Raw genomic sequence first — 23,958 nt, forward strand, 5'->3', positions numbered from 1 at the left:
GGCGGTAACGCCGTCATCCGGCAAAAGGCCCGGTAAGCGCTACCGGGCCTTGTTTTCTGAGTGTTTATCCATGTCGACGGATCGGTTGTTCCGTCTCGCCGCGTTTCATCACCCGGTTCAACACTTCCGCTTCCAGCTCGGCTAACCGCACCGATCCCAAACGGCGGGGGCGCTGAATATCCACCGTCAGATCCAGCCCGATTTTACCCTCTTCGATCAATAGCACGCGGTCTGCCATTGCGACGGCCTCACTGACATCGTGCGTCACCAGCAGCACCGTAAAGCCGTGGTCCTGCCATAGCGAGACGATCAGATCCTGCATCTCAAGACGGGTTAACGCATCCAGCGCGCCGAGCGGTTCATCCAGTAACAGCAGGCCAGGGCGGTGAATTAATGCCCGCGCCAGGGCCACGCGCTGTTTTTGCCCCCCAGACAGGGCGGCAGGCCACTCCTGTGCCCGGTTTTCGAGGCCAACAGCGGCCAACGCATTACGGGCCGCATCGCGCCATTGACCTTTCAGCCCCAGACCAACGTTATCGATAACCGTTTTCCATGGCAGCAGGCGCGCATCCTGAAACATCATGCGCGTATCATCCTGAATCTCTGCCAGCGGGGTGGTTCCGGCAAGTAATGCGCCTGAAGTGGGCGATTCCAGCCCAGCCAGCAGCCGCAGTAAGGTACTTTTGCCACCGCCGCTGCGGCCCACTACGGCAACAAATTGCCCTGCCGGAATATGCAGATCTAATTGATTCAGCACCGTATTGGCGGCGTATTGTTTGGTCACGGCGCTCAGCAAAAGCGGCGTACCCTGATTCAAGCGAGCGGTATTCATACAGTAGCCTCCTTCACATGGTAAGCCGGGTTCCAGCGCAGCCAGATCCGCTCCAGCAGTTGGGCGCTGACATCGGCAAGTTTGCCGAGCAGGGCATAGAGAATGATGGCCACTACCACCACGTCGGTTTGCAGAAATTCTCGGGCATTCATCGCCAGATAACCAATGCCGGCATTGGCTGAAATAGTCTCCGCAACGATCAGCGTCAGCCACATCAGGCCGAGAGCAAAACGTACGCCAACCATAATCGAGGGCAGGGCACCGGGGAGGATCACATGGATAAACAGTGAAAAGCCGGACAACCCATAGCTGCGCGCCATCTCCACCAGGCCGCGATCGATATTGCGGATCCCGTGCCAGGTGTTGATGTAAATCGGGAACAGAGTGCCCAAGGCGACGAGAAAGATTTTGGCGGATTCATCAATGCCGAACCACAAAATCACCAGCGGGATCAGCGCCAGATGGGGGACGTTACGCAGCATCTGTACCGACGTATCCAACAGGCGTTCCCCCCAGCGTGAAAGACCGCTAATGAGTCCCAGCATCAAACCTAACGATCCACCGATCGAGAATCCGATCAGCGCGCGCCAGGAGCTGATCGCCAGATGCTGCCAAAGCTCGCCGCTGGCGGAGAGCGTCCAGAAGGCTTCGACCACGCCCTCCGGGGAGGGCAGGATGCGGGTGGATAGCCAGCCCATTGACGAGGCTATCTGCCAGAACGCCACCAGACCTACCAGCAGAAACCAGGGTGCAAGGCGCAATAACCACCTGTTTTTCGGTGTTGTCATCAGCGTGCTCCTTAGCTTTGCGCGACCTTACGAGGAATAAATTCGTTAGCCACCGCTTCGCCTTGTTGGTGCAGACGCTGTGGCTGTGGAATTTCAGGGATCGATACATCCAGATGCGGGAACAGTAGCTCGCCAACTTTGTACGCCTCTTCCAGATGCGGATACCCCGACAGCACAAAGCTGTCGATACCCAGCGCGGCATACTCGTTGATACGCGCCGCGACGGTAGGACCGTCACCGACCAGCGCGGTCCCGGCGCCGCCACGCACCAGTCCAACGCCAGCCCACAGGTTTGGGCTAATCTCCAGTTTGTCGCGTTTACCGTTATGCAGCACGGCCATCCGCTGCTGGCCAACCGAATCCGTTCTTGAGAAGGCGGCCTGAGCTTTGGCAATCGTGTCGTCATCAAGATGAGAAATCAGACGTTCCGCTGCCTGCCACGCTTCATCCGTCGTCTCCCGCACGATCACATGCAAACGAATACCAAAGCGGATCTTACGTCCAAGCGCTGTCGCTTTGGCCCGTACTTGCTCAATCTTCTCTTTCACCTGTTCAGGCGGCTCGCCCCAGGTCAGATAGAGATCAACCTGCTCGGCAGCCAGGTCTTGCGCGACATCGGAAGAACCACCGAAATAAAGTGGCGGCCAGGGTTGTTGTACGGGAGGAAAAAACAGCTTCGCGCCGCGGACGTGCATATGTTTGCCGTTGAAATCGACAGTTTCCCCCTGTAACAGCCGACGCCAGATCTGGGTGAATTCAGCAGAAGCTTCATAGCGCTCGGTATGATCAAGAAACACGCCGTCGCCAGCCAACTCCTGTGGATCGCTACCGGTCACCAGGTTAAACAGCGCCCGGCCGTTAGAGAGTCTGTCGAGCGTTGCTGCCTGGCGCGCGGCAACCGTTGGCGATGTTACGCTTGGACGCAGCGCGACCAGAAACTTGAGCCGCTGGGTAACGGGGATCATCGAGGCGGCTACCAGCCAGGCATCTTCACAGGAGCGACCGGTTGGGATCAACACGCCGGTAAATCCCAGACGATCGGCGGCCTGTGCGATTTGCTGCAGATAGCCGTGATCGACCGGACGCGAGCCTTCTTCCGTTCCCAGATAATGACCGTCGCCGTGGGTAGGTAAAAACCAGAACATGTTCAGACTCATAATTTTGCTCCTGTCTGCTGAGTGGGTTGCCAGATACGCTGGCGAATATCGATTTTTTTCGGCACCAGACGATTGTCATAAAACAGATCGGCGGTTTGTTGTTGCAGAGCGGCAACAGAGGTGCTGACGGGCGAGATGGTCGTTGGCGGCCGGTGATCAAGATAAGACGCAATCACCGGCTCTGGCAGCCCCATGGTTTTGGCCAGCAGGGTAATACTTTGTTGGCGCTGGCTGAGGGTTAACGCATCGGCCTGGCTAAAGGTATCCAGCACGCCAAGCACAAATGCCCCATTTTTCTCGGCATAAGGACGCGCGGCGAGATAAAAGGAGCCGGTCTGTTTGAGATCTGAGCCGTCTTTTAGCACGCGCACATCCCCCTGCAGCAACGCGGCGGAATAGTAAGGATCCCAGATAGCCCACGCATCAACGTTACCTTGCTGGAAGGCTGCTCTGGCATCTGCGGGTGTCAGATATGTTGGTTGAATATCGGTAAATTTCAGCCCGGCCTGTTGTAAGGCTCGCAGCAGTAAATTGTGGGCGCTGGAACCTTTCTGGAAGGCGACTTTATGCCCTTTGAGCTGCGCCACGCTCTGGATCGGGCTGTTTTTGGGCACCAGAATCACTTCGGCTTTTGGTTTGGGCGGCTCGACGCCAACGTAAACCAGATCGGCTCCAGCGGCCTGGGCGAAAATCGGTGGAATGTCACCGGTACTGCCGAGATCAATACTGCCAATATTGAGTGCTTCCAGCATTTGCGGCCCTGCCGGGAACTCAATCCACGAGATTTTGGTCTGCGGGTAGCGTTTCTCCAGTAGCTGATGGCTTTTAGCCAGCACCATGCTGACGCTCCCTTTCTGGTAGCCTATGCGCAGCGCGTCTGGTGCAGACTCTGCGGCATGGGCGAGCGTTGAAAGTGACAGCAATCCGGTCAACGCCAGCCAAGGCGTGTGACGTTTGAGCAGATTAAGCATGGGCGGCACCTCGCAGAGCATTCAATTGAGGGAGTTGGACGTCGCGACGATGCAACGCCAGCCAGAAGGTGTCGAGCGCATTGTCCAGACGCAGTTGCAGGTTGGGCGTAAACTGCGGTTTATGTTGATAATCAATCACCTGTGAATCATCAGCAAAAACACCGTGCAGGATTTCCTGGGCTTTTAACGCGCTCAGCACCGGCTTAAGTGCGTAATCAACGGCCAGTAAATGCGCAACGGTACCGCCTGTTGCCAGTGGCAAAACCACTTTGCCTTCCAGTGCACGTTCGGGAAGCAGGTCGAGCAACGTTTTCAACGCACCGGAGTAAGCTGCTTTGTAGACTGGTGTTGCCACAATCAATCCGTCGGCGTCGTGTAGTTGTTCGACAAAGGTTTTCAGCGCCGGGCTGTCGAAGCGCGCATAAATCAGGTCTTCTGGGGCAAAGTTGTGCAGATTCCAGTGACAGACTTCGACATCCTGGCTGTTCAGTTTTTCTCGGGCGTATTCCAGTAACGCGCTGGAGCGAGAGGGGAAGCGTGGGCTTCCCGCCAGAGTAATGACGCGCATAATTTCAATCTCCCCTTATAACCAATTGTTCGCTTTTATTTAACATTGATAACAATTTGTGCAGTCTGGCAGAGAGATTTTGTTTATCGAAATGATTTATACGGCATAGAAAAGTTGAAAAGTGAATAAAACGGCTGAAGCAGGAAAACGATTGCTATTTATTGCCGCAGGTCAATTCCCTTTTTGCTCGTGATCGCACATAATACGCCCCCGGTTTGCACACCGGGAATCCAGGAGAGTTCATGTACTACCCCTTCGTTCGTAAAGCCCTTTTCCAGCTCGATCCTGAGCGCGCTCATGAATTGACATTCCAGCAGTTACGTCGCATTACCGGCACGCCGCTCGAAGCGCTTGTCCGCCAGAAAGTACCCGCAAAACCGGTTACCTGTATGGGGCTGACGTTTAAAAATCCGCTCGGGCTTGCTGCCGGACTGGATAAAGACGGGGAGTGCATTGATGCGCTCGGTGCGATGGGATTCGGTTCAATTGAGATTGGTACCGTGACGCCACGTCCCCAGCCCGGGAACGATAAACCACGTCTGTTCCGTCTGGTGGATGCGGAAGGTTTGATCAACCGCATGGGATTCAATAACCTGGGTGTTGATAACCTGGTAGAGAACGTTAAGAAATCACATTTTGACGGCATTCTCGGCATTAATATTGGTAAGAATAAAGATACTCCGGTAGAAAACGGCAAAGATGACTATCTGATTTGTATGGAAAAAGTCTATGCTTATGCCGGTTATATCGCGATTAATATCTCTTCACCGAATACGCCGGGATTACGCACGCTGCAATACGGTGAAGCGCTGGACGATCTGCTAACGGCAATTAAAAATAAGCAAAACGATCTGCAAGCGATCCACCATAAATATGTTCCGGTGGCCGTAAAGATCGCGCCGGATCTTTCCGTCGAAGAACTGATCCAGGTCGCCGACAGTTTAGTTCGTCATAATATTGATGGCGTAATTGCAACTAACACCACTCTCGATCGTTCTCTCGTACAGGGAATGAAAAATTGCGATCAAATGGGTGGGTTGAGCGGTCGTCCGTTACAATTAAAAAGTACAGAAATTATTCGCCAGTTGTCTCAGGAATTAAATGGTCAGTTGCCGATTATTGGTGTTGGCGGTATCGACTCGGTCATCGCCGCGCGTGAGAAAATAGCCGCTGGCGCTACCCTGGTACAGATTTATTCGGGCTTTATTTTTAAAGGTCCACCATTGATTAAAGAAATCGTCAGCAATATCTGAATGCTACCTTAATCACAATCCAGGGCTTTATTTCTAGCCCTGGTTGTTTTATATTCCTTTACTGTTGCTTATTTAAACATTCTGAGCTTTTATTATTAGGGCAATAAACGAAGCGGCAAAAGGATACTGTCGTAATGGCGATGATTAAGGAAAGGAGAGAAACTGATGCGAATTAAACCCGACGATAACTGGCGCTGGTATTATGATGAAGAGCACGATCGTATGATGCTCGATTTAGCCAATGGTATGTTATTCCGTTCGCGTTTTGCTCGTAAAATGCTCACTCCTGATGCATTTTCTCCTTCCGGATTTTGCGTTGATGACGCCGCGCTTTATTTTTCCTTTGAAGAAAAATGCCGCTACCTGGATTTAGCGAAAGAACAAAAAGCGGAACTGGTGCTCAATGCGCTGGTGGCTATTCGTTATCTTAAGCCGCAGATGCCAAAAAGCTGGCACTTTGTCGCCCACGGCATTAACTGGACGCCAGTGGTTGGGGACGCTGCCTGTGTCGATTTAAGCGATACCGATGAGCAGGTAAACCTGTTAGTGGTTGAACCGGGTGAAAACGCCGCGCTTTGTCTGCTGGCACAACCGGGCGTGGTGATTGCCGGGCGCACCATGCAGCTTGGCGACGCAATTAAAATCATGAATGACAGACTGAAACCGCAGACAATGGTTGACAGTTTCAGCCTTGAGCAGGCGGTTTAACTTTCCAGCCTGATTGCCGTTTTGGGCACACAACTACAGCACAGAATCGTCCCGTCATCTCCCATCGCTGATTTTTTCAGCGGGCTCACTTCGCCTTCTACCAGCCGAATTCGACAGCATCCGCAAATTCCCGCCCGACATGAGTAGGGAACCCGGATACCCTGGTTTTCCAGCTGTTCAAGCAATACCTGCTGATTATTTCCGCGAAAGGTCTGTCCCTGCCACTCGATAAGCACCGTGGCATCGGGTTGTTGCACCGGGGCAGTATCATCGGTTTCTGCCGCGCCATATACTCTGGCCGGACCGGTGGACAGAATTTCAACCTCGTCGCCGACGCGAACCACGCCACTGTTACGCGCAATGAGATTCTGACCAAAATCGACATCGCCGTTATCCGTTGCAGTGCGAAAGCTTTGCAGCGTGGCCAGCGGTTCGCCGGACGGATGCTTCTGACCTTTCTCAGGGCTGACGGTAGTGAAAATGCAGCGGCTACAAGGTTTAGCCACGTCAAAAATAACCTCGCCAATGCGGATCACTTTCCAGGTATCTTCTTCCCAGGCGGCAGCACCTGAAACCACCAGATTGGGGCGGAACTGTTCCATTTTTACGCTTGCCGGGCAGCGCTGCTGCAAATCGCGCAATGACGCTTCGTTAGTTAAAAGGTAGGGATAACCATCGGCAAAGGATAAAGGAACATCATCGCGGCGCTTCACACGGCGTGTCAGCTGCGGACCAACCCAGCGAAGCTGCACGTCACGGGAGAAAAAACCGCTCAGCCACTGGTTGATAGCCGCTGGCGCAATACGCGCGGTAAAATGGTTGCCCCACACTTCTGTCGGCGCATCCTGCAGGGCGAAGTCGGCAAATCGCACAAGCGCGCTGCTGCCGTCTGGCGCCGTAAGATGCAATCCATCGTGGAAAGGGGAAGGGGTAAAACGCACCATCTGTGGGAACTGTCGGGCGGTAATGAACGTCCCGTCGGGTTCGGTAATCATAAAAATGCGATCAAAGGCGAGACCACTAACGTCTGCCAGAGCGTGGGTAAGCCCAATACCGCGCATTGATTTAACCGGATGAATAAAAAGTCGGGTTAACGTGACCACTGTACAGCCCCTCGAGCGAAAATAAGCCTTCAACTTTATGACATACCGCCCATATTAGCTATAATGCGCAGCAATTTTCTCGGAGTAAAAGTGACATTATGAATTCTCTGTTTGCCAGTACGGCCCGCGGGCTGGAAGAGCTGTTAAAAACTGAACTGGAAAACCTCGGCGCGCTGGAGTGTCAGGTCGTTCAGGGTGGGGTCCATTTTAAGGGCGACACGCGGCTTGTTTACCAGAGCCTGATGTGGAGCCGCCTGGCCTCGCGCATTATCCTGCCGATGGGAGAGTGCAAGGTCTACAGCGATCTTGATCTGTACCTCGGTGTTCAGGCAATCGACTGGACAGAGATATTTAATCCGGGCGCTACATTTGCGGTGCATTTTAGTGGCCTGAACGAAACTATTCGTAATAGCCAGTACGGGGCGCTGAAGGTGAAGGATGCGATTGTCGACGCCTTTACCCGTAAAAATCTGCCGCGTCCGAATGTGGATCGGGAATCTCCGGATCTGCGCATCAACGTGTGGCTGAATAAAGATACCGCCAGTATTGCGCTCGATCTGAGCGGTGATGGCCTGCATCAGCGTGGGTATCGCGATCGCGCAGGTCAGGCGCCGATTAAAGAAACGCTGGCTGCCGCCATTGTGATGCGTTCAGGCTGGCAACCGGGCACGCCGTTACTCGATCCGATGTGTGGCTCCGGTACGCTGCTGATTGAAGCGGCAATGTGGGCAACCGATCGTGCGCCAGGTCTGCACCGTGGATATTGGGGGTTCAGCGGTTGGGCGCAGCACGATGACGCTGTGTGGCAAGAGGTTAAAGCCGAAGCGCAGGTGCGCGCGCGTAAGGGTCTCGCAGACTACACCTCGCACTTCTATGGATCTGACAGCGATGCTCGCGTAATTGAAAAAGCCCGCAGTAACGCCCGTCGCGCCGGAATTGCTGATCTGATGACGTTTGAAGTCAAAGATGTGGCCAAACTGAGCAACCCGTTACCGAAAGGACCGTACGGGACGGTTATCAGCAACCCGCCATACGGCGAACGCCTGGATAGCGAACCGGCGCTGATTGCCTTGCACAGCCTGCTGGGGCGCACAATGAAAAACCAGTTTGGCGGCTGGAATCTGTCCCTGTTTAGCGCCTCGCCGGATTTGCTCAGCAGCCTGCAATTACGTGCCGATAAGCAGTTTAAAGCGAAAAATGGTCCGCTGGATTGCGTACAGAAGAACTATCACGTTGCAGAAACTAGCACCGACAGTAAGCCTGCTACGGTCGCAGAAGATTATGCCAACCGCCTGCGTAAGAATATTAAGAAGCTGGAAAAATGGGCGCGTCAGGAAGGTATTGAATGCTACCGCCTGTACGATGCCGACCTGCCGGAATACAACGTAGCAGTGGACCGTTACGGTGACTGGGTCGTGGTGCAGGAATACGCGCCGCCGAAAACGGTCGATGCGCAGAAAGCGCGTCAACGCCTGTTCGATATCATTGCCGCTACGCTCTCAGTACTGGAGATTGCCCCGAATAAACTGGTGCTGAAAACCCGTGAGCGTCAAAAAGGGAAAAACCAGTATCAGAAGATGAATGAGAAGGGTGAATTCATTGAGGTAAGTGAGTACAACGCGCGCCTGTGGGTGAACCTGACTGACTATCTTGATACCGGTTTGTTCCTCGATCACCGCATTGCGCGTCGCATGTTGGGTCAGATGAGTAAAGGTAAGGATTTCCTCAATCTGTTCTCCTACACCGGTAGCGCCAGCGTTCATGCCGGACTGGGCGGTGCGCGGAGCACCACGACGGTTGATATGTCACGTACCTACCTGGAATGGGCTGAACGCAACCTGCGTCTGAACGGCCTGAGCGGTCGCGCTCACCGTTTAATTCAGGCCGATTGTCTGGGCTGGCTGCGCGATGCCAATGAACAGTTCGATCTGATATTCATCGATCCGCCAACGTTCTCTAACTCTAAACGCATGGAAGACTCGTTTGATGTGCAGCGCGATCATCTGGCGTTGATGAAAGATCTAAAACGTCTGTTACGTAAAGACGGGACGATCATGTTCTCCAACAACAAACGTGGATTCCGTATGGATCTCGAGGGGCTGGCTGAACTGGGATTAAAAGCACAAGAAATTACCCAAAAAACGCTTTCCCAGGACTTTGCCCGTAACCGTCAGATCCACAATTGCTGGCTGATTACCGCAGCCTGAAAGGATAAGTAAATGTCATTGATCAGTATGCATGGTGCATGGCTATCGTTCAGCGATGCGCCCCTTCTTGATAATGCGGAACTGCATATCGAGGATAACGAACGCGTCTGTCTGGTAGGCCGTAACGGCGCGGGTAAATCGACGCTGATGAAGATCCTGAACCGTGAACAGGGTCTTGACGACGGGCGTATTATTTATGAGCAGGATCTGGTCGTCGCGCGTCTGCAACAGGATCCGCCGCGTAACGTCGAGGGCAGCGTGTATGACTTCGTTGCCGAAGGTATTGAGGAACAGGCTGAATACTTGAAGCGTTACCACGATATTTCGCGCCTGGTAATGACCGATCCGAGCGACAGAAATCTGAATGAGATGGCGCGGGTTCAGGAAATGCTCGATCACCACAATCTGTGGCAGCTCGAAAGTCGCATTAATGAAGTGTTGGCGCAACTGGGGCTGGATCCTAACGCCGCGCTTTCGTCGCTGTCTGGTGGTTGGCTGCGTAAAGCGGCGCTGGGCCGTGCGTTGGTGAGTAATCCGCGCGTACTGCTGCTGGATGAACCGACGAACCACCTGGACATTGAAACAATCGACTGGCTGGAAGGGTTCCTGAAATCCTTCAACGGGACAATTATTTTCATTTCCCACGACCGTTCGTTTATTCGCAATATGGCGACGCGTATTGTCGATCTTGACCGCGGAAAGTTGGTGACCTATCCGGGGAACTACGATCAGTATCTGCTGGAGAAAGAAGAAGCGCTGCGGGTAGAAGAGTTACAAAACGCGGAGTTTGATCGCAAGCTGGCGCAGGAAGAAGTTTGGATCCGCCAGGGTATCAAAGCACGTCGTACCCGTAACGAAGGCCGTGTTCGCGCCCTGAAAGCGATGCGTCGCGAGCGCGGGGAGCGTCGCGAAGTGATGGGCACGGCGAAGATGCAGGTTGAAGAGGCGAGCCGTTCGGGCAAGATTGTCTTCGAAATGGAGAATGTGGATTATCAGGTTGATGGTAAGCAACTGGTAAAAGATTTCTCCGCGCAGGTGCAGCGCAGCGACAAAATTGCGTTAATTGGCCCTAACGGTTGCGGTAAGACGACGCTGCTCAAACTGATGCTAGGCCAACTGCAGGCAGACAGTGGACGCATTCATGTTGGGACCAAGCTGGAAGTGGCTTATTTCGATCAGCACCGTGCTGAACTGGATCCGGATAAAACCGTGATGGACAATCTGGCCGAAGGTAAGCAAGAGGTGATGGTTAACGGTAAACCCCGCCATGTGTTGGGCTACCTGCAGGACTTCCTGTTCCATCCAAAACGGGCGATGACGCCAGTACGCGCGCTCTCCGGCGGAGAACGAAACCGCCTGTTGTTGGCGCGTTTGTTCCTGAAACCCAGTAATCTTTTAATTCTCGATGAACCAACGAACGATCTTGACGTCGAAACGCTGGAACTGCTTGAAGAGCTGATTGACAGCTATCAGGGCACCGTACTGCTGGTGAGCCATGACCGTCAGTTTGTGGATAATACCGTTACGGAATGCTGGATCTTCGAAGGCGGTGGTAAAATTGGTCGTTATGTCGGCGGTTACCATGACGCGCGCAGCCAGCAATCGCAGCATGTGGCGTTTAAACAGCCCGTTGTGAAAAAAACAGAGGAAGCTGTTGCTCCTAAAGCAGAAATTGTCAAACGTGGCACGAGCAAACTAAGCTATAAACTGCAGCGCGAACTAGAGCAGCTCCCGGCATTGCTTGAAGAACTGGAAGCTAAGCTGGAAACATTACAAGCTCAGGTTGCTGACGCCACTTTTTTCAGTCAGCCGCACGAGCAAACGCAACAGGTTTTAGCTAATCTGAACGAAGCGGAACAAGAACTTGAGCAAGCCTTTGAGCGCTGGGAGTATCTTGAATCTTTGAAGAATGGCGCATAATTTAAAGGAGCACATATGTGCGAACATCACCATGCCGCGAAGCATATTTTGTGCTCGCAGTGTGACATGCTGGTGGCGTTACCGCGCCTGGAGCATGGTCAGAAAGCGGCATGTCCACGATGTGGCACTACGTTAACGGTTGAGTGGGACGCGCCAAGGCAGCGTCCTACTGCCTATGTTTTAGCAGCGCTGTTCATGCTGCTTTTATCAAACCTCTTCCCTTTTGTGAATATGAACGTCGCAGGGGTAAGCAGCGAAGTGACGTTGCTGGAAATCCCCAGCGTGCTTTTCTCAGAAGATTACGCCAGCCTCGGCACGTTTTTTTTATTATTCGTCCAGTTGGTTCCCGCGTTTTGTTTACTGACCATTCTGCTGCTGGTGAACCGGGCCGAAATGCCCGGCTGGCTAAAGGCCCGACTGGCGCGCGTCCTGTTTCAGTTGAAAAGCTGGGGGATGGCGGAAATCTTCCTCGCTGGAGTGCTGGTCAGTTTCGTTAAGCTGATGGCGTATGGTGATATCGGCGTGGGCAGCAGTTTCATCCCATGGTGTTTCTTTTGTGTTCTACAGCTACGGGCGTTCCAGTGCGTTGACCGCCGTTGGCTGTGGGATGATATTGCGCCAATGCCTGTCATTAAGCAGGAATTAAAGCCAGGCGTGCCCGGTATCCGGCAGGGGCTGCGTTCTTGTTCCTGCTGCACCGCGATTCTTCCTGCTGACGAACGGGTGTGCCCACGCTGCGAGACCAAAGGCTACGTGCGTCGTAAAAACAGTTTGCAATGGACGCTGGCGTTATTGTTCACGTCAATCATGCTTTATCTTCCTGCCAACATCCTGCCGATTATGATCACCGATTTGCTCGGTTCCAGGTTACCGTCAACGATTCTTGAAGGTGTGGTTTTGATCTGGAGCGAAGGCTCTTATCCGGTGGCGGCGGTTATCTTTATCGCCAGTATTATGGTGCCGACGTTGAAAATGATTGCCATTGCCTGGCTATGTTGGGATGCCAAGGGGCACGGCAAACGTGACAGTGAACGTATGCACTTGATTTATGAAGTGGTGGAATTTGTCGGTCGCTGGTCAATGATCGACGTTTTTGTGATTGCGGTACTCTCTGCGCTGGTGCGTATGGGAGGGTTAATGAACATTTATCCTGCAATGGGTGCTTTGATGTTTGCTTTAGTCGTCATTATGACAATGTTTTCTGCGATGACATTTGATCCGCGTCTGTCGTGGGACCGTGAACCAGAACCAGATCATGAGGAGTCCTGACAGCATGGAATCTAAAAGTGGGGAAGCCAAAGTGCAGAAGGTGAAAAACTGGTCGCCCGTGTGGATATTCCCAATCGTTACTGCGCTCATTGGCGCATGGGTCCTGTTTTATCATTACAGCCATCAAGGGCCGGAAGTCACGCTGATTACCACCAATGCCGAAGGGATTGAAGGGGGCAAAACGACGATTAAAAGCCGCAGCGTCGATGTGGGTATCGTCGAGAGCGCCACTCTGACGGATGATTTGACTCATGTGGAGATTAAAGCTCGCCTTAACTCCGGAATGGAAAAGCTGCTGCATAAAGACTCTGTTTTTTGGGTTGTTAAGCCGCAGGTTGGACGTGAAGGTATCAGCGGCCTGGGCACGCTATTGTCCGGGGCATATATTGAACTGCAGCCCGGCAATAAAGGGAATAAGCTAGAAAATTACCAACTACTGGACTCACCGCCGCTGGCACCGCCAGATGCGAAAGGGATCCGCGTGATACTGGACAGCAAAAAAGCCGGTCAATTAAGTCCGGGCGATCCGGTATTGTTCCGTGGTTATCGCGTGGGTTCGGTTGAGACCAGTACCTTTGATGCGCAAAAACGTACTATCAGTTACCAGCTCTTCATCAATGCGCCTAACGATCGTCTGGTGACCAGCAATGTACGTTTCTGGAAAGACAGCGGGATCGCCGTGGATCTTACCTCTGCAGGTATGCGCGTAGAAATGGGATCGCTCTCCACGCTGTTTGGTGGTGGCGTAAGTTTTGATGTGCCAGAAGGCTTAGAACAAGGTGAACCGGTTGGGCAACAGTCCGCGTTTAATCTTTATGACGATCAAAAAAGTATTCAGGATTCCCTGTATACGGATCATATTGATTACCTGATGTTCTTTAAGGATTCGATTCGTGGTTTGCAGCCAGGCGCACCGCTGGAGTTCCGCGGTATTCGTTTGGGGACGGTAAGCAAAGTACCTTTCTTCTCACCGAATATGCGTCAGGTATTTAACAATGATTATCGTATTCCAGTGCTGGTACGTATCGAACCAGAACGCCTGAAAGCACAGCTGGGCGAGGACACTGATGTTGGCGCTCATCTGGAGCAATTGCTCAAACGTGGATTACGCGCATCACTGAAAACCGGGAACCTGGTGACCGGCGCGCTGTATGTTGATCTCGACTTCTACCCGAAAGAACCGCCGATTACCGGCGTGCGCGAATTTAATGGTTACCAGATTATCCCGACGGTGAGTGGCGGTTTGGCGCAGATCCAGCAACGTCTAATGGAAGCGCTGGATAAGATTAATAATCTGCCGTTGAACCCGATGATTGAGCAGGCGACCAATACGTTGTCAGAAAGCCAGCGTACGATGAAGCATTTGCAAACTACGCTGGATAACATGAATAAGATCACGTCCAGTCAGTCAATGCAGGATCTTCCGGCAGATATGCAAAATACGTTGCGTGAACTTAATCGTAGCATGCAGGGCTTCCAGCCAGGATCTGCCGCCTACAACAAGATGGTGGCGGATATGCAGCGTCTTGATCAGGTACTGCGCGAACTGCAACCAGTACTGAAAACGTTGAACGATAAGAGCAATGCGCTGGTATTTGAAGCGAAGGACAAAAAAGATCCAGAGCCGAAGAGGGCGAAACAATGAAAAAGTGGCTAGTGGTGATGATGGCGGTCTGGCTGGCGTCATGCAGCTCCAGCGGAGAAAATAAAAGCTATTATCAGCTTCCTATCGCGCAAGGTGGCGTCCAGAGCTCCGCCAATCAGGGTAACCGTCTGCTGTGGGTTGAGCAGATTGCGGTGCCGGACTATCTGGCGGGTAATGGGGTGGTTTACCAGACCAGCGATGTGCAATATGTGATAGCGAATAATAATCTCTGGGCCAGTCCTTTAGATCAGCAATTGCGCAATACGCTGGTGACGAACCTCAGTATGCAATTACCTGGCTGGGTTGTCGCTTCGCAGCCACTGGGAAGTACGCAGGATACGTTGAACGTCACTGTAACCGGCTTCCACGGTAGGTACGATGGGAAGGTTATCGTGAGCGGCGAATGGCTACTGAATCACCAGGGGCAGTTGATCAAACGCCCATTCCACATCGAAGCTGTGCAGACCAAGGACGGCTACGATGAGATGGTAAAAGTTCTGGCCAACGCCTGGAGTCAGGAAGCGACGGCAATTGCTCAAGAGCTGAAACGCATTCCTTAAGCTTAAATAATTGTAAATTATACCGCCCCTGGTTCATTGCCCGGGGCGGTTTTTTTTGCGTGAAGATAACTGTTATGACTGATTATTTTTGTACAAATGATTTAGCGGGTAGCTCACAAATATGACACTGGCGTGAATTTTGCGCATTGACGAGTCTGATGTTTAGGGGTATTCGTTTAGTGTGATTGCACACTTAGTAATCACTGTTTTCTTTTCCACCAGAACTAAAGATGAGGGAAACGAGGCATGAAGAGACAAAAACGAGATCGCCTGGAACGGGCACATCAACGTGGATATCAGGCCGGCATTGCCGGACGCTCAAAAGAAATGTGTCCCTATCAGACGCTGAATCAGAGATCATACTGGCTGGGAGGCTGGCGAGAAGCCATGGGGGATAGGGTTTTAATGGCCTGATTCTGTCTCTTTAGATAAAAGAAACCTCCGCAGAGCGGAGGTTTCGCCTTTTTTGCAGAACGGATAAGGCGCTTACGCTGTCATCCGACAACGACGCAACGCCTGATGTCTGCAATTAGAACGCGGAAGTGTCCTGGAAAAGGCCTACTTTCAGATCGTTTGCGGTGTAGATCAGACGACCATCAACCAGCACTTCACCATCAGCCAGGCCCATGATCAGGCGACGGTTAACGATGCGTTTGAAGTGAATGCGGTAAGTAACTTTCTTCGCGGTCGGCAGAACCTGACCGGTGAATTTCACTTCGCCTACACCCAGCGCGCGGCCTTTACCTTCGCCGCCCAGCCAGCCGAGATAGAATCCAACTAACTGCCACATGGCATCCAGACCCAGGCAGCCTGGCATTACCGGATCGCCGATGAAGTGGCATCCGAAGAACCACAGGTCCGGGTTGATATCCAGTTCAGCTTCAACATAACCTTTGTCAAAGTTGCCACCGGTTTCGGTCATCTTAATGACACGGTCCATCATCAGCATGCTTGGTGCAGGCAGTTGTGGGCCTTTTGCGCCAAACAGCTCACCGCGACCAGAGGCAAGAAGGTCTTCTTTTGTATAGGATTCGCGTTTATCTACCATGTTCTCTGTAAGCCTTATTTTATTGAAGCACGCAGGATAGCTAACACGTGTACGCTGAACAAGTCCGATCAGTTCGGAATAATCCAGTTCAACCAACGTAGCGGCCATGGAAAACGATGACGGCCTTCCTGTTGCGTTGCTGTCGCAATACGTTCCTGGATGGTTTGCATCAGCGTTGTCTGGCCTTCGCCATCCCACACCAGATTTAGTAATAGCGGCAATGCATCGGTTACATCGTCCACCGCCCAGATAGTGAATTTTTCTTCTTCTATGGCCTGTAGCAGGGCCGGTTGCAGACTCAGGTGTCTGACATTAGCTGATGGAATGATAACGCCCTGAGTACCTGTCAGCTCACGCTGCTGGCAGATGGCGAAGAAACCTTCAATTTTCTCGTTAAGACCGCCGACAGGTTGTGCCCGACCAAATTGATCGACAGAACCCGTAATGGCGATGCTTTGATTCACAGGGACGTCGGCGAGGGCGCTAATCAATGCGCACAATTCCGCCATGGACGCGCTGTCACCATCAACTTCGCTGTATGATTGTTCAAAGGTCAGCGAGGCCGAGAAGGGAATTTGCTGTTCCAGTTGGAGTTCAGACATCAGGAACGCCTGCATAATCATCATCCCCTTGGCATGAATATTTCCTCCCAGCTCGGCTTTGCGCTCAATATCTGTGAATTCGCCATCGCCAATATGCACCACGCAGCTGATACGTGATGGTTCTCCAAACGCGCGAGGATGACCCGGAAACTCAATGACCGACAGGGCGTTGATCTGACCAATTCGCTCGCCTTCCGTTTCAATAAGGATTTGCTCTTGCAGGATCTCATCCTGCATACGTTCGGCCAGGAATCCTTCCCGCCATTCGCGCTGCGCCAGCATCAGGCTGAACTGTTCCGCTGTGCAGGTTTCGCTCTCGCATAGCGAGGCCACTTCTTTGAACTGTCGGATGATCCACAAGGGGTTAAGCGGCAACGTATCCTGTTCGCCGGTATAGCGCACAGCTTCGCGGATTAGAACCTGCCAGGCATCAGGCGCGGGGTAGGGCAAATTGTTGCGCGTGGCGGTATGCGTTACCCACTGGCACCACTGTGTCATGGTTTCGGCATCGACTATCTGTAGGTTGTCTTCAAATTCGCTGTAGATGGCCTGCTCAGCCAGTTCTGGCTCCATGTCCTGAAAATCTGCCAGTGATTCACGCTCCCCGACTAAAATCACTTTTAGTTTAAGCGGCATCGGCGGAACGGAAACAGGCAATGGGCGAGACTCATCAAAAGCTACCCAGTCAAAGCGCTCGTGGCTGACAATGGCTTTCAGGCGCATCCACAACAGCGGTTGGGCCAGCAGAGTGCGTAATGAGATAACCAACACCCCACCATTCGCCTGATGCACCAGACCTGGTTGCAGGGAAATATCGCCATTGAACTGACGCAGACAGCCAAACAGTTGCTCGGCTTCAACCCAGTCAGCGTTGACCACCTGAGTTAACGTCGCAAAATTGTCTTCTGCTTTTTCCGCTGTACGATAGCGGATAGTGTGACCAGCGATATCATAATGACCCCCAGTCAGGCGTCCTGCGTCCGTGTGCAGTGTATGTGCAGCAGTTGCAATAAGGTTAAGGTATTCAAGCTCTTCCGGTGCTTTTACCAGCATGAACGAGGACGTCGTCCAGTGCTGCAGAAGCTGCTCTAGCGCGAATTGTAAACGTGGCTGAGTATCACTAAGTAAGGTATCGGTGTCGTCAGTGACGTGCGGCTGTGCAAATACTTCCTGATAACTGTCGGTATCAGGAACCAGATCACGCCATGCAAGTTTCGTAATGGTCAAAGTTGATGTTTTTTAGTCTGTTGTTAAAAACGAGATTATACCGTAACCCTCATCACTACACACCTGGAAAGCACCGCGAAACGGAAGTGATGACGCGCGGCAGTTCACAGGCTGGATATTCTTTTCTTCAGTTGCTCAAAAAGCTGATATTCTGATAAGAGTTACACGGTAACATTGAGATCGCAATGAAATATCAACAACTTGAAAATCTTGAAAGCGGCTGGAAGTGGAAGTACCTGGTGAAGAAGCATCGTGAGGGGGAATTAATAACCCGTTACGTAGAGGCCAGCGCTGCCAAAGAAGCCGTTGATTTATTGCTAACCCTCGAAAATGAACCGGTTCGGGTCAATACCTGGATTGAAGAACACATGAACCCTGCGCTACTCAATCGTATGAAACAGACCATACGGGCGAGGCGCAAGCGGCATTTTAATGCTGAGCATCAGCATACACGAAAGAAATCTATCGATCTGGAATTCATGGTTTGGCAACGCTTAGCAGGCCTTGCCCAGCGGCGTGGTAAAACGCTTTCTGAAACCATTGTGCAACTGATTGAAGATGCGGAGCATAAAGAGAAGTACGCGAATAAAATGTCAACCTTAAAACAGGATTTACAGGCACTGCTGGGAAAAGAGTAGTGGCAGGGTGGTTTAATGGGTGACGTAGTAGTGTGCTTTGATTAAAACACAGATAAAAAAAACCCCGCGATGCGGGGTTTTTTTATAAGACGATAACTTAAGCCTGAGGCTGAGTTACAACGTCTTTGATACCTTTAACTTCGATCTCAACACGACGATCCGGAGCCAGGCAGTCGATCAGTGCAGCGCGAGCTTTCACGTTGTCACAGGTGTTGCCAGTAACCGGGTTAGATTCGCCCATGCCACGTGCAGAGATTTTGTCAGAAGGAATACCTTTAGAGATCAGGTAATCAACAACGGACTGAGCACGTTTCTCGGACAGACCCTGGTTGTAAGCGTCAGAACCGATGCGGTCAGTGAAGCCCAGAACCACTACGGAACCGTCTTTCGGATCCAGGTTGCTCAGCTGGCTGTACATCTGGTCCAGAGCCTGCTGGCCTTCTGGTTTCAGAGTTGCTTTGTTGAAGTTGAACAGAACGTCAGACTTCAGAGTGAAGTGCTTGGTCTGTACTTCAGGAGCCGGAGCCGGAGCAACAACTACTGGAGCTGCTTCTTCCTGCTGGCCGAAACGGTAAGAAACACCAACGCTTAACAGACCGTTATCCGGGCGACCGCCAACGGTGTTCGCGTCACCGATGTTGTTGGTCCACTGGTATTCCAGACGGGTAGCGATTTCAGGAGTAATTGCATACTCTACGCCACCAGCGAATACTGGGGATACACCAGTGTCGTGGTCTTTGAAGCCTTCGTTGTTTTTAGCGTCTGCACGCCAAACCATACCACCCAGACGGGTATAAACGTCCAGATCGTCAGTGATTGGGTAACCCAGTTTAGCGGTCAGCTGAACGCCCTGAGCTTTGAAAGCGCCATTCTGCTCGCTGCCTTTGTACGGCATACGGCCTAACCAGTCATAACCCATTTCGAAACCTACGTACGGGTTAACCTGGTAACCACCGAACGCACCAGCACCCAGTTGGTTTTCGTGGGTCGGTCCGTTGTTGTTGATCTGGTTGTTGCCAACATCATGGAACTGAGACCAGCCCAATTTAGCACCAGTGTACCAGGTATTATCTTTCGGAGCGGCCTGCGCCACGGTAGCGAAACCAGCCAGTGCCACTGCAATTGCGATAGCTGTCTTTTTCATTTTTTGCGCCTCGTTATCATCCAAAATTCGCCATGAATATCTCCGAAGAGAGATAACACGGTTAAATCCTTCACCCGGGGACCAGTTCAATAGTTACTCTACCGATATCTGCGGCTTATGCCGAGCACCCCTGGCGATGTAAAGTCTACAACGTAGTTGGAAACTTACAAGTGTGAAGTCCGTCAGGCATATGAAAAAAAAAGGCTTGTATACATAATATTTAACATTTATGGATTAATAAACGCACTGATGATTTCCTGAAAACCGCTTCAGACAGGCGTTCGGATGAAAAACGCATTAAACCTCAAAGGCAAATTGAAGCATGAAAAAAAAATCCAGGATAAATCCTAATTTTACTCAATGATACAAATTCGAGTGAATTTTTAGTCCGGAATGCTGTCTCCCCGCAAGTGACTGTGCGCAAACAGGACGCATGATAAATCCCATAGCATTTCCTTCATTAGCCGCTTTTACCAGTTCGGCATGCTCATCTTCCGTTAATTCTTCTGCCAGCCAGCCGATAACGACGCTGTAATTACCTGTGCGCAGCGCACGGATCATCGATTCCAGCGTATTGCAGGGGGAGAGTTGGTTAATCTGCATCACTTTTGTCAATGGCAGGCCGGCTGACTGCACCCACTCCCGGCTTAATTTTTGCTGGGGCGTCAGCCACAGCTGCCAGCGTGATTGCTGCCCTAACTGTTGCAGCAGAGGAAGCAGCAGTAGTTGCGTCATCATGGGCTGGTCTTCGCGATAGACTACTTCACTGATAAGCCCAGCGGTTGCGTTCTCTGATGAAATGCGCGCAATGCTGCTTGATGTGGAAGAGAACGACGAAGAACGATTTGCATAGCCTGAAGTGTACATAATCAATCCAGCCCTGTGAGTTACTGTATGGATATACAGTAACCCTGCTATCAACAAAGATCAACCTTATTTTCGGAAACAGGTTCGCAATTTTTAGTCGTAGTTACGGGAAAAATAAAATTCATCTTGCCCCATGCGAATAAGTTGCCTATTTTCGTCATTAACGGATCTGCTACTGAAAATCATTTGCTTACGTTATGATTTAAAAGGATTTTTATGAAAGAACTTTCTTATGCAAAGATCTATAAATCACAAGAATATCTGGCATCTCTGGGAACCATTCATTATCGCTCACTGTTTGGCAGCTACAGTTTGACGGTTGGGGATACGGTCTTTGCGATGGTCGCCAGCGGTGAGTTATATCTTCGGGCCTGCGAGCAGAGCGTACAGTACTGTGTAAAAAATCCGCCTGTCTGGCTGACATTTATAAAGCGCGGGCGCCCGGTGGTACTTAACTACTATCAGGTGAATGATGCGCTGTGGCAAAACCAGCCACAGCTGGTGTCGCTATCACGATATTCGCTGGATGCAGCAGTTAAGGAAAAACAGAGTCGCTTTGCTCAACATCGTCTGCGGGAACTACCAAATATGACGTTTCATCTGGAGACGCTTTTAAATGAGGCAGGAATTAAAGATGAGGGAACATTGCGATCGTTGGGCGCCCAAATGTGTTGGCTGAAACTGCGGCAAAATAATCCAGCCCTGACGGTAAAAATACTTTATGCCCTTGAAGGCGCGGTCGATGGTGTGCATGAAGCTGCGCTCCCGGCGGTCCGTCGCCAGGAGCTGGTGGAGTGGGTCAGTTCTCTTACGCCGGAACCGGGGTATTAGAAGGCAACACAGCAATTTGCTGTTGTAAGCGCCGGATTTCCGGGAGCAGGGCGATCAATAGCCCAACTTGCTGTATAACAAGCGGTTCTTTACTATCCGGACGTGGCTCAATATGCTGAATTCGATGCTTCAGCCCCTCCAGCGCCTGGTAGACGCGCTGTTCGTCTGCGGGTTGATAGTGAAGCGCGTCATCAACATAGCAGACGGCATCATCCAGTAACGCCAGAACCTCCGGGTTGGTTAACTGTTCGCGATGTGCGCCAAGGGCGGAAATGTAGCTGGTAAACGTATGATTGAGGCACAGTAAGCGAAACGCTGTTTCTCGCGTTTGGGCCGTGACATCCGGTTCACTCGACATGTTCGACACCACGGAGGCAAGCTCTGCATCACGATTGTGCGCGTCACGACGGGCGATACGGTATGCCATACGATTATCACGACCCTGATGATATTGTTCAAGAATAGCATCGAGGTAACGACAGTTTGCGTCAGTGGCCCGCTCAATGACACGCGGCAGGTTACGAAAACGCCAGTCTGGCCAGATAAAACTGACGGCTGCCCAAGCGATGGCACACCCAATCAGCGTATCGATGACGCGCGGCAGCGCCACTTCGAAACCTTCACCGAGCAGATTAAAGCACAGCAATACCAGCAGCGTGATAAACATCGTGGCGTGTGCATACTGGACGTTGCGAAAGGCAAAAAACAGTACGCCAGTGATCACCAAAAGTATCAACTGACCTTCCAGAGAGGGAACGAACCACAGAATAGGCAAACCAATGGCGATCCCTACCAATGTGCCGATAATCCTTAGCGCCAGGCGATGTCGGGTGGCGTTGTAGTTTGGCTGACAGACAAACAGACTGGTCAGCAGGATCCAGTACCCGTGGTTCATCCCGGTAATCTGGATGATGGCATAGCCGACACAAAGCACCAGCGACATGCGCACGGCATGGCGAAACAGGGCTGACTCAGGCGTAAAATTACGGCTCAGGCGTAACCAGATATCGCTGAACCCATGCGGACTGTCATCGGCGAGCTGATTTTCAGACTCATTACGCGAGAGTACCTGGGCCTGTTCTGACTCGATGGTGGCCAGTTGGGCGTCGATAGCTCGCAGGTTTGAGAGCAAAAATCCCAGCGTGTTGAGCAGGTCTGCAGGCGCACCGCTCGCACGCATACGCTCCAGGGCGGCATCTATATGCGTGAAGACGCGCTCAAAGTGCGGATCGTGCTGGTAAGGCGTACGTAATAAAATACAGCGGGACAACTGGGTACAGGCTTGCCCCTGCATCGACATTAAGCGCTGGAAGCGAAACATTACGTCGCTGTGACGGAAATGGTCGCGTAGCGTTTGATACTGAATATGTGAGGAGCTGGCGCGTTCGTGAATATCCTGCGCTACAAAATAGTAATGTAGCGTTCGACGCGTTCCGCGCTGTCCGCGGTCACCGCGCAGGCGAGTCAGTAACGATACTTTGGTCTGGTTTAGCGTCGCCATCAATTGCCCATTAGCGAGGGCCAAATCATATAACGGTGCCTGGCTTTCATCTTCAATGTCGGGATCAAAAAGGCGTGATTTCAGTTCCAGGTAGTGCGCTAACTGTTCGTAGCTACGCGCAAGGTTGTCCTGTAGTGGGCGGATGGGGAACAGGAGATGCCCGGTCAGCGTCAGAAGGTTGTACCAGATAGCACCAGCGAGCAACAGGATCGGCTGCTGATACCACTGATCGTAAAGCGACGTTCCCAGCATGGTATAAATGGCAATCAACAACGCACCAAAAGCGATGGTTGCATAGCGCTGGCCTAACCCCCCCAGCAGAATGAAGCCGCTGGTGGAAAGCGTTAATCCAATGGCAAACAGCCATGGCCATGGGAAGAGCAGTTCGACAGAGGCCGAGGCAATAAAAAAGCAGATCAGCGTGATGATCAAATTGCGCAGCCGGCCAGCGAGACGATCGTCCAGATCGGTCAGCGCGGCAGCGACCATACCCAGCGTGAGCGGGATGGTCAGCTTAACATCGCCCAGCCACCAGGGCAGCGCTGTGGTGCCACAAAGCGCGATAAAAATTCTCACGTAGTACAGCCAGGTGCTGTTCCAGGTATAGCGTTTAAGCAGTGGACTTAACATAAAGGCCATCAGTCCTGATTATTCAAAGCGACGGCGCGCATTGGCTTCACGCGCAGCGCGGGCAACTTCGACTGAAACCACCCGACGACCCACCGGCCAGAGCGCAATAGCAGCGATTTTAAAGTTCGCGATGCCCACCGGAATACCAATAATCGAAATGCACTGGGCAATACCGGAGACAATGTGCATCAGGCACAGCCACCAACCGAAGAAAATCAGCCAGAAAATATTGAGCAATGTGCCACCGGTATTAAGAAGCACGTTTTTCCCTGCCGGATTAAGTTCATCGACATGAATCGCTTCGTTGCCATAGGGAAACAGCGAGAGTCGGGTTATTTCCCAGCACGAACGGGTCAAGGGTAATGTAAAAATAAGCACAATACTGACCAGCGTAGCCAATAACCAGGCCAGGGTGGTGGCGAACCCACCCAGCACAAAATTTAAAATATTCAGAACAGTACGCATAAACCCTCGGTTAACTCTGGTTTT

At 51.9% G+C, this 23,958-nt stretch carries 22 protein-coding genes; 10 read left to right on the plus strand and 12 right to left on the minus strand.

The genetic code is table 11. From position 1 onward, the window contains the following. Positions 1–64 precede the first annotated feature (64 nt). Genes ssuB through ssuE form a run of 5 tightly spaced genes read right to left on the minus strand, consistent with a single transcriptional unit; the run spans position 65 to position 4,316 of the window. Entirely contained in the window at positions 65–832 is a 768-nt protein-coding gene (gene ssuB / locus FHD02_RS09495) for an aliphatic sulfonates ABC transporter ATP-binding protein (protein ID WP_087857551.1), read from the minus strand. Continuing rightward, positions 829–1,620, minus strand: a complete 792-nt coding sequence (gene ssuC, locus FHD02_RS09500; protein WP_220393828.1) for an aliphatic sulfonate ABC transporter permease SsuC — start codon at positions 1,618–1,620, stop codon at positions 829–831. The genes ssuB and ssuC overlap by 4 nt, the downstream gene beginning before the upstream one ends. Before the next feature lie 11 nt (positions 1,621–1,631). Continuing rightward, positions 1,632–2,777 carry an FMNH2-dependent alkanesulfonate monooxygenase gene (gene ssuD / locus FHD02_RS09505; protein WP_220393829.1) on the minus strand — a complete coding sequence of 382 codons (1,146 nt, stop codon included), beginning with the start codon at positions 2,775–2,777 and terminating at the stop codon, positions 1,632–1,634. Next, positions 2,774–3,748 (minus strand): sulfonate ABC transporter substrate-binding protein, encoded by a 975-nt coding sequence (locus FHD02_RS09510; protein WP_137370462.1) that lies wholly within the window; start codon positions 3,746–3,748, stop codon positions 2,774–2,776. Before FHD02_RS09510 ends, ssuD begins: the two co-directional genes overlap by 4 nt. Further along, positions 3,741–4,316, minus strand: coding sequence for an NADPH-dependent FMN reductase (ssuE, locus tag FHD02_RS09515; RefSeq protein WP_042309410.1), 576 nt, complete (start codon positions 4,314–4,316; stop codon positions 3,741–3,743). Before ssuE ends, FHD02_RS09510 begins: the two co-directional genes overlap by 8 nt. Before the next feature lie 242 nt (positions 4,317–4,558). On the opposite strand from ssuE, the gene pyrD reads away from it, so the two are divergent. Together pyrD and zapC are read left to right on the plus strand one after the other, a co-directional pair. Then, a complete protein-coding gene (pyrD, locus tag FHD02_RS09520; protein WP_061381849.1) occupies positions 4,559–5,569 on the plus strand; it encodes a quinone-dependent dihydroorotate dehydrogenase in 1,011 nt (336 codons plus the stop codon). A 165-nt stretch (positions 5,570–5,734) separates the two neighbouring features. Then, a complete protein-coding gene (gene zapC / locus FHD02_RS09525) occupies positions 5,735–6,277 on the plus strand; it encodes a cell division protein ZapC (protein ID WP_042314201.1) in 543 nt (180 codons plus the stop codon). Here the strand turns inward: zapC and FHD02_RS09530 are convergent. Then, the gene (locus FHD02_RS09530) at positions 6,274–7,380 is read right to left on the minus strand and encodes a YcbX family protein (protein WP_137361081.1); all 1,107 of its coding nucleotides are present in this window, start codon (positions 7,378–7,380) and stop codon (positions 6,274–6,276) included. The two genes, zapC and FHD02_RS09530, sit on opposite strands and share 4 nt — an antisense overlap. Before the next feature lie 98 nt (positions 7,381–7,478). Here FHD02_RS09530 and rlmKL point away from each other — a divergent pair, with 98 nt between their 5' ends. From rlmKL to rmf, 6 genes are all read left to right on the plus strand, one after another. Then, positions 7,479–9,587, plus strand: coding sequence for a bifunctional 23S rRNA (guanine(2069)-N(7))-methyltransferase RlmK/23S rRNA (guanine(2445)-N(2))-methyltransferase RlmL (gene rlmKL / locus FHD02_RS09535; RefSeq protein WP_061381847.1), 2,109 nt, complete (start codon positions 7,479–7,481; stop codon positions 9,585–9,587). A 12-nt stretch (positions 9,588–9,599) separates the two neighbouring features. After that, complete coding sequence (locus FHD02_RS09540) at positions 9,600–11,507, plus strand: ABC transporter ATP-binding protein (RefSeq protein WP_042314196.1); 1,908 nt, start codon at positions 9,600–9,602, stop codon at positions 11,505–11,507. Between the two features lie 15 nt (positions 11,508–11,522). After that, positions 11,523–12,776: a membrane integrity-associated transporter subunit PqiA gene (gene pqiA, locus FHD02_RS09545; protein WP_061381846.1), complete on the plus strand. Its 1,254-nt coding sequence runs from the start codon at positions 11,523–11,525 to the stop codon at positions 12,774–12,776. A gap of 4 nt (positions 12,777–12,780) precedes the next feature. Continuing rightward, positions 12,781–14,421: an intermembrane transport protein PqiB gene (pqiB, locus tag FHD02_RS09550; protein WP_042314193.1), complete on the plus strand. Its 1,641-nt coding sequence runs from the start codon at positions 12,781–12,783 to the stop codon at positions 14,419–14,421. Continuing rightward, positions 14,418–14,981 carry a membrane integrity-associated transporter subunit PqiC gene (gene pqiC, locus FHD02_RS09555; protein WP_137370463.1) on the plus strand — a complete coding sequence of 188 codons (564 nt, stop codon included), beginning with the start codon at positions 14,418–14,420 and terminating at the stop codon, positions 14,979–14,981. Before pqiB ends, pqiC begins: the two co-directional genes overlap by 4 nt. A gap of 246 nt (positions 14,982–15,227) precedes the next feature. After that, positions 15,228–15,395, plus strand: a complete 168-nt coding sequence (rmf, locus tag FHD02_RS09560) for a ribosome modulation factor (RefSeq protein WP_003035871.1) — start codon at positions 15,228–15,230, stop codon at positions 15,393–15,395. 115 nt (positions 15,396–15,510) lie between these two features. On the opposite strand, the gene fabA is transcribed toward rmf, so the two are convergent. Next, positions 15,511–16,029, minus strand: a complete 519-nt coding sequence (gene fabA, locus FHD02_RS09565; protein WP_003035875.1) for a bifunctional 3-hydroxydecanoyl-ACP dehydratase/trans-2-decenoyl-ACP isomerase — start codon at positions 16,027–16,029, stop codon at positions 15,511–15,513. Positions 16,030–16,097: 68 nt separating this feature from the next. Next, complete coding sequence (locus tag FHD02_RS09570; RefSeq protein WP_137370464.1) at positions 16,098–17,858, minus strand: Lon protease family protein; 1,761 nt, start codon at positions 17,856–17,858, stop codon at positions 16,098–16,100. A 185-nt stretch (positions 17,859–18,043) separates the two neighbouring features. On the opposite strand from FHD02_RS09570, the gene matP reads away from it, so the two are divergent. Beyond that, positions 18,044–18,496 carry a macrodomain Ter protein MatP gene (matP, locus tag FHD02_RS09575; RefSeq protein ID WP_042314187.1) on the plus strand — a complete coding sequence of 151 codons (453 nt, stop codon included), beginning with the start codon at positions 18,044–18,046 and terminating at the stop codon, positions 18,494–18,496. A gap of 97 nt (positions 18,497–18,593) precedes the next feature. Here matP and ompA read toward each other — a convergent pair whose 3' ends face one another. Both ompA and sulA read right to left on the minus strand, forming a co-directional pair. Further along, positions 18,594–19,640 (minus strand): porin OmpA, encoded by a 1,047-nt coding sequence (gene ompA / locus FHD02_RS09580; protein ID WP_137370497.1) that lies wholly within the window; start codon positions 19,638–19,640, stop codon positions 18,594–18,596. A 357-nt stretch (positions 19,641–19,997) separates the two neighbouring features. Further along, complete coding sequence (gene sulA, locus FHD02_RS09585) at positions 19,998–20,507, minus strand: SOS-induced cell division inhibitor SulA (RefSeq protein WP_137361077.1); 510 nt, start codon at positions 20,505–20,507, stop codon at positions 19,998–20,000. Between the two features lie 216 nt (positions 20,508–20,723). Here sulA and FHD02_RS09590 point away from each other — a divergent pair, with 216 nt between their 5' ends. Further along, complete coding sequence (locus tag FHD02_RS09590; RefSeq protein ID WP_137361076.1) at positions 20,724–21,338, plus strand: TfoX/Sxy family DNA transformation protein; 615 nt, start codon at positions 20,724–20,726, stop codon at positions 21,336–21,338. Here the strand turns inward: FHD02_RS09590 and yccS are convergent. Both yccS and FHD02_RS09600 read right to left on the minus strand, forming a co-directional pair. Beyond that, positions 21,316–23,469: a YccS family putative transporter gene (gene yccS, locus FHD02_RS09595; protein WP_137361075.1), complete on the minus strand. Its 2,154-nt coding sequence runs from the start codon at positions 23,467–23,469 to the stop codon at positions 21,316–21,318. The two genes, FHD02_RS09590 and yccS, sit on opposite strands and share 23 nt — an antisense overlap. An 18-nt stretch (positions 23,470–23,487) precedes the next feature. Next, a complete protein-coding gene (locus FHD02_RS09600; protein ID WP_038639436.1) occupies positions 23,488–23,934 on the minus strand; it encodes a YccF domain-containing protein in 447 nt (148 codons plus the stop codon). Between the last annotated feature and the right edge of the window lie 24 nt (positions 23,935–23,958).

This window comes from Citrobacter sp. EC_71, assembly GCF_019584005.1.
Taxonomy (GTDB): domain Bacteria; phylum Pseudomonadota; class Gammaproteobacteria; order Enterobacterales; family Enterobacteriaceae; genus Citrobacter; species Citrobacter werkmanii.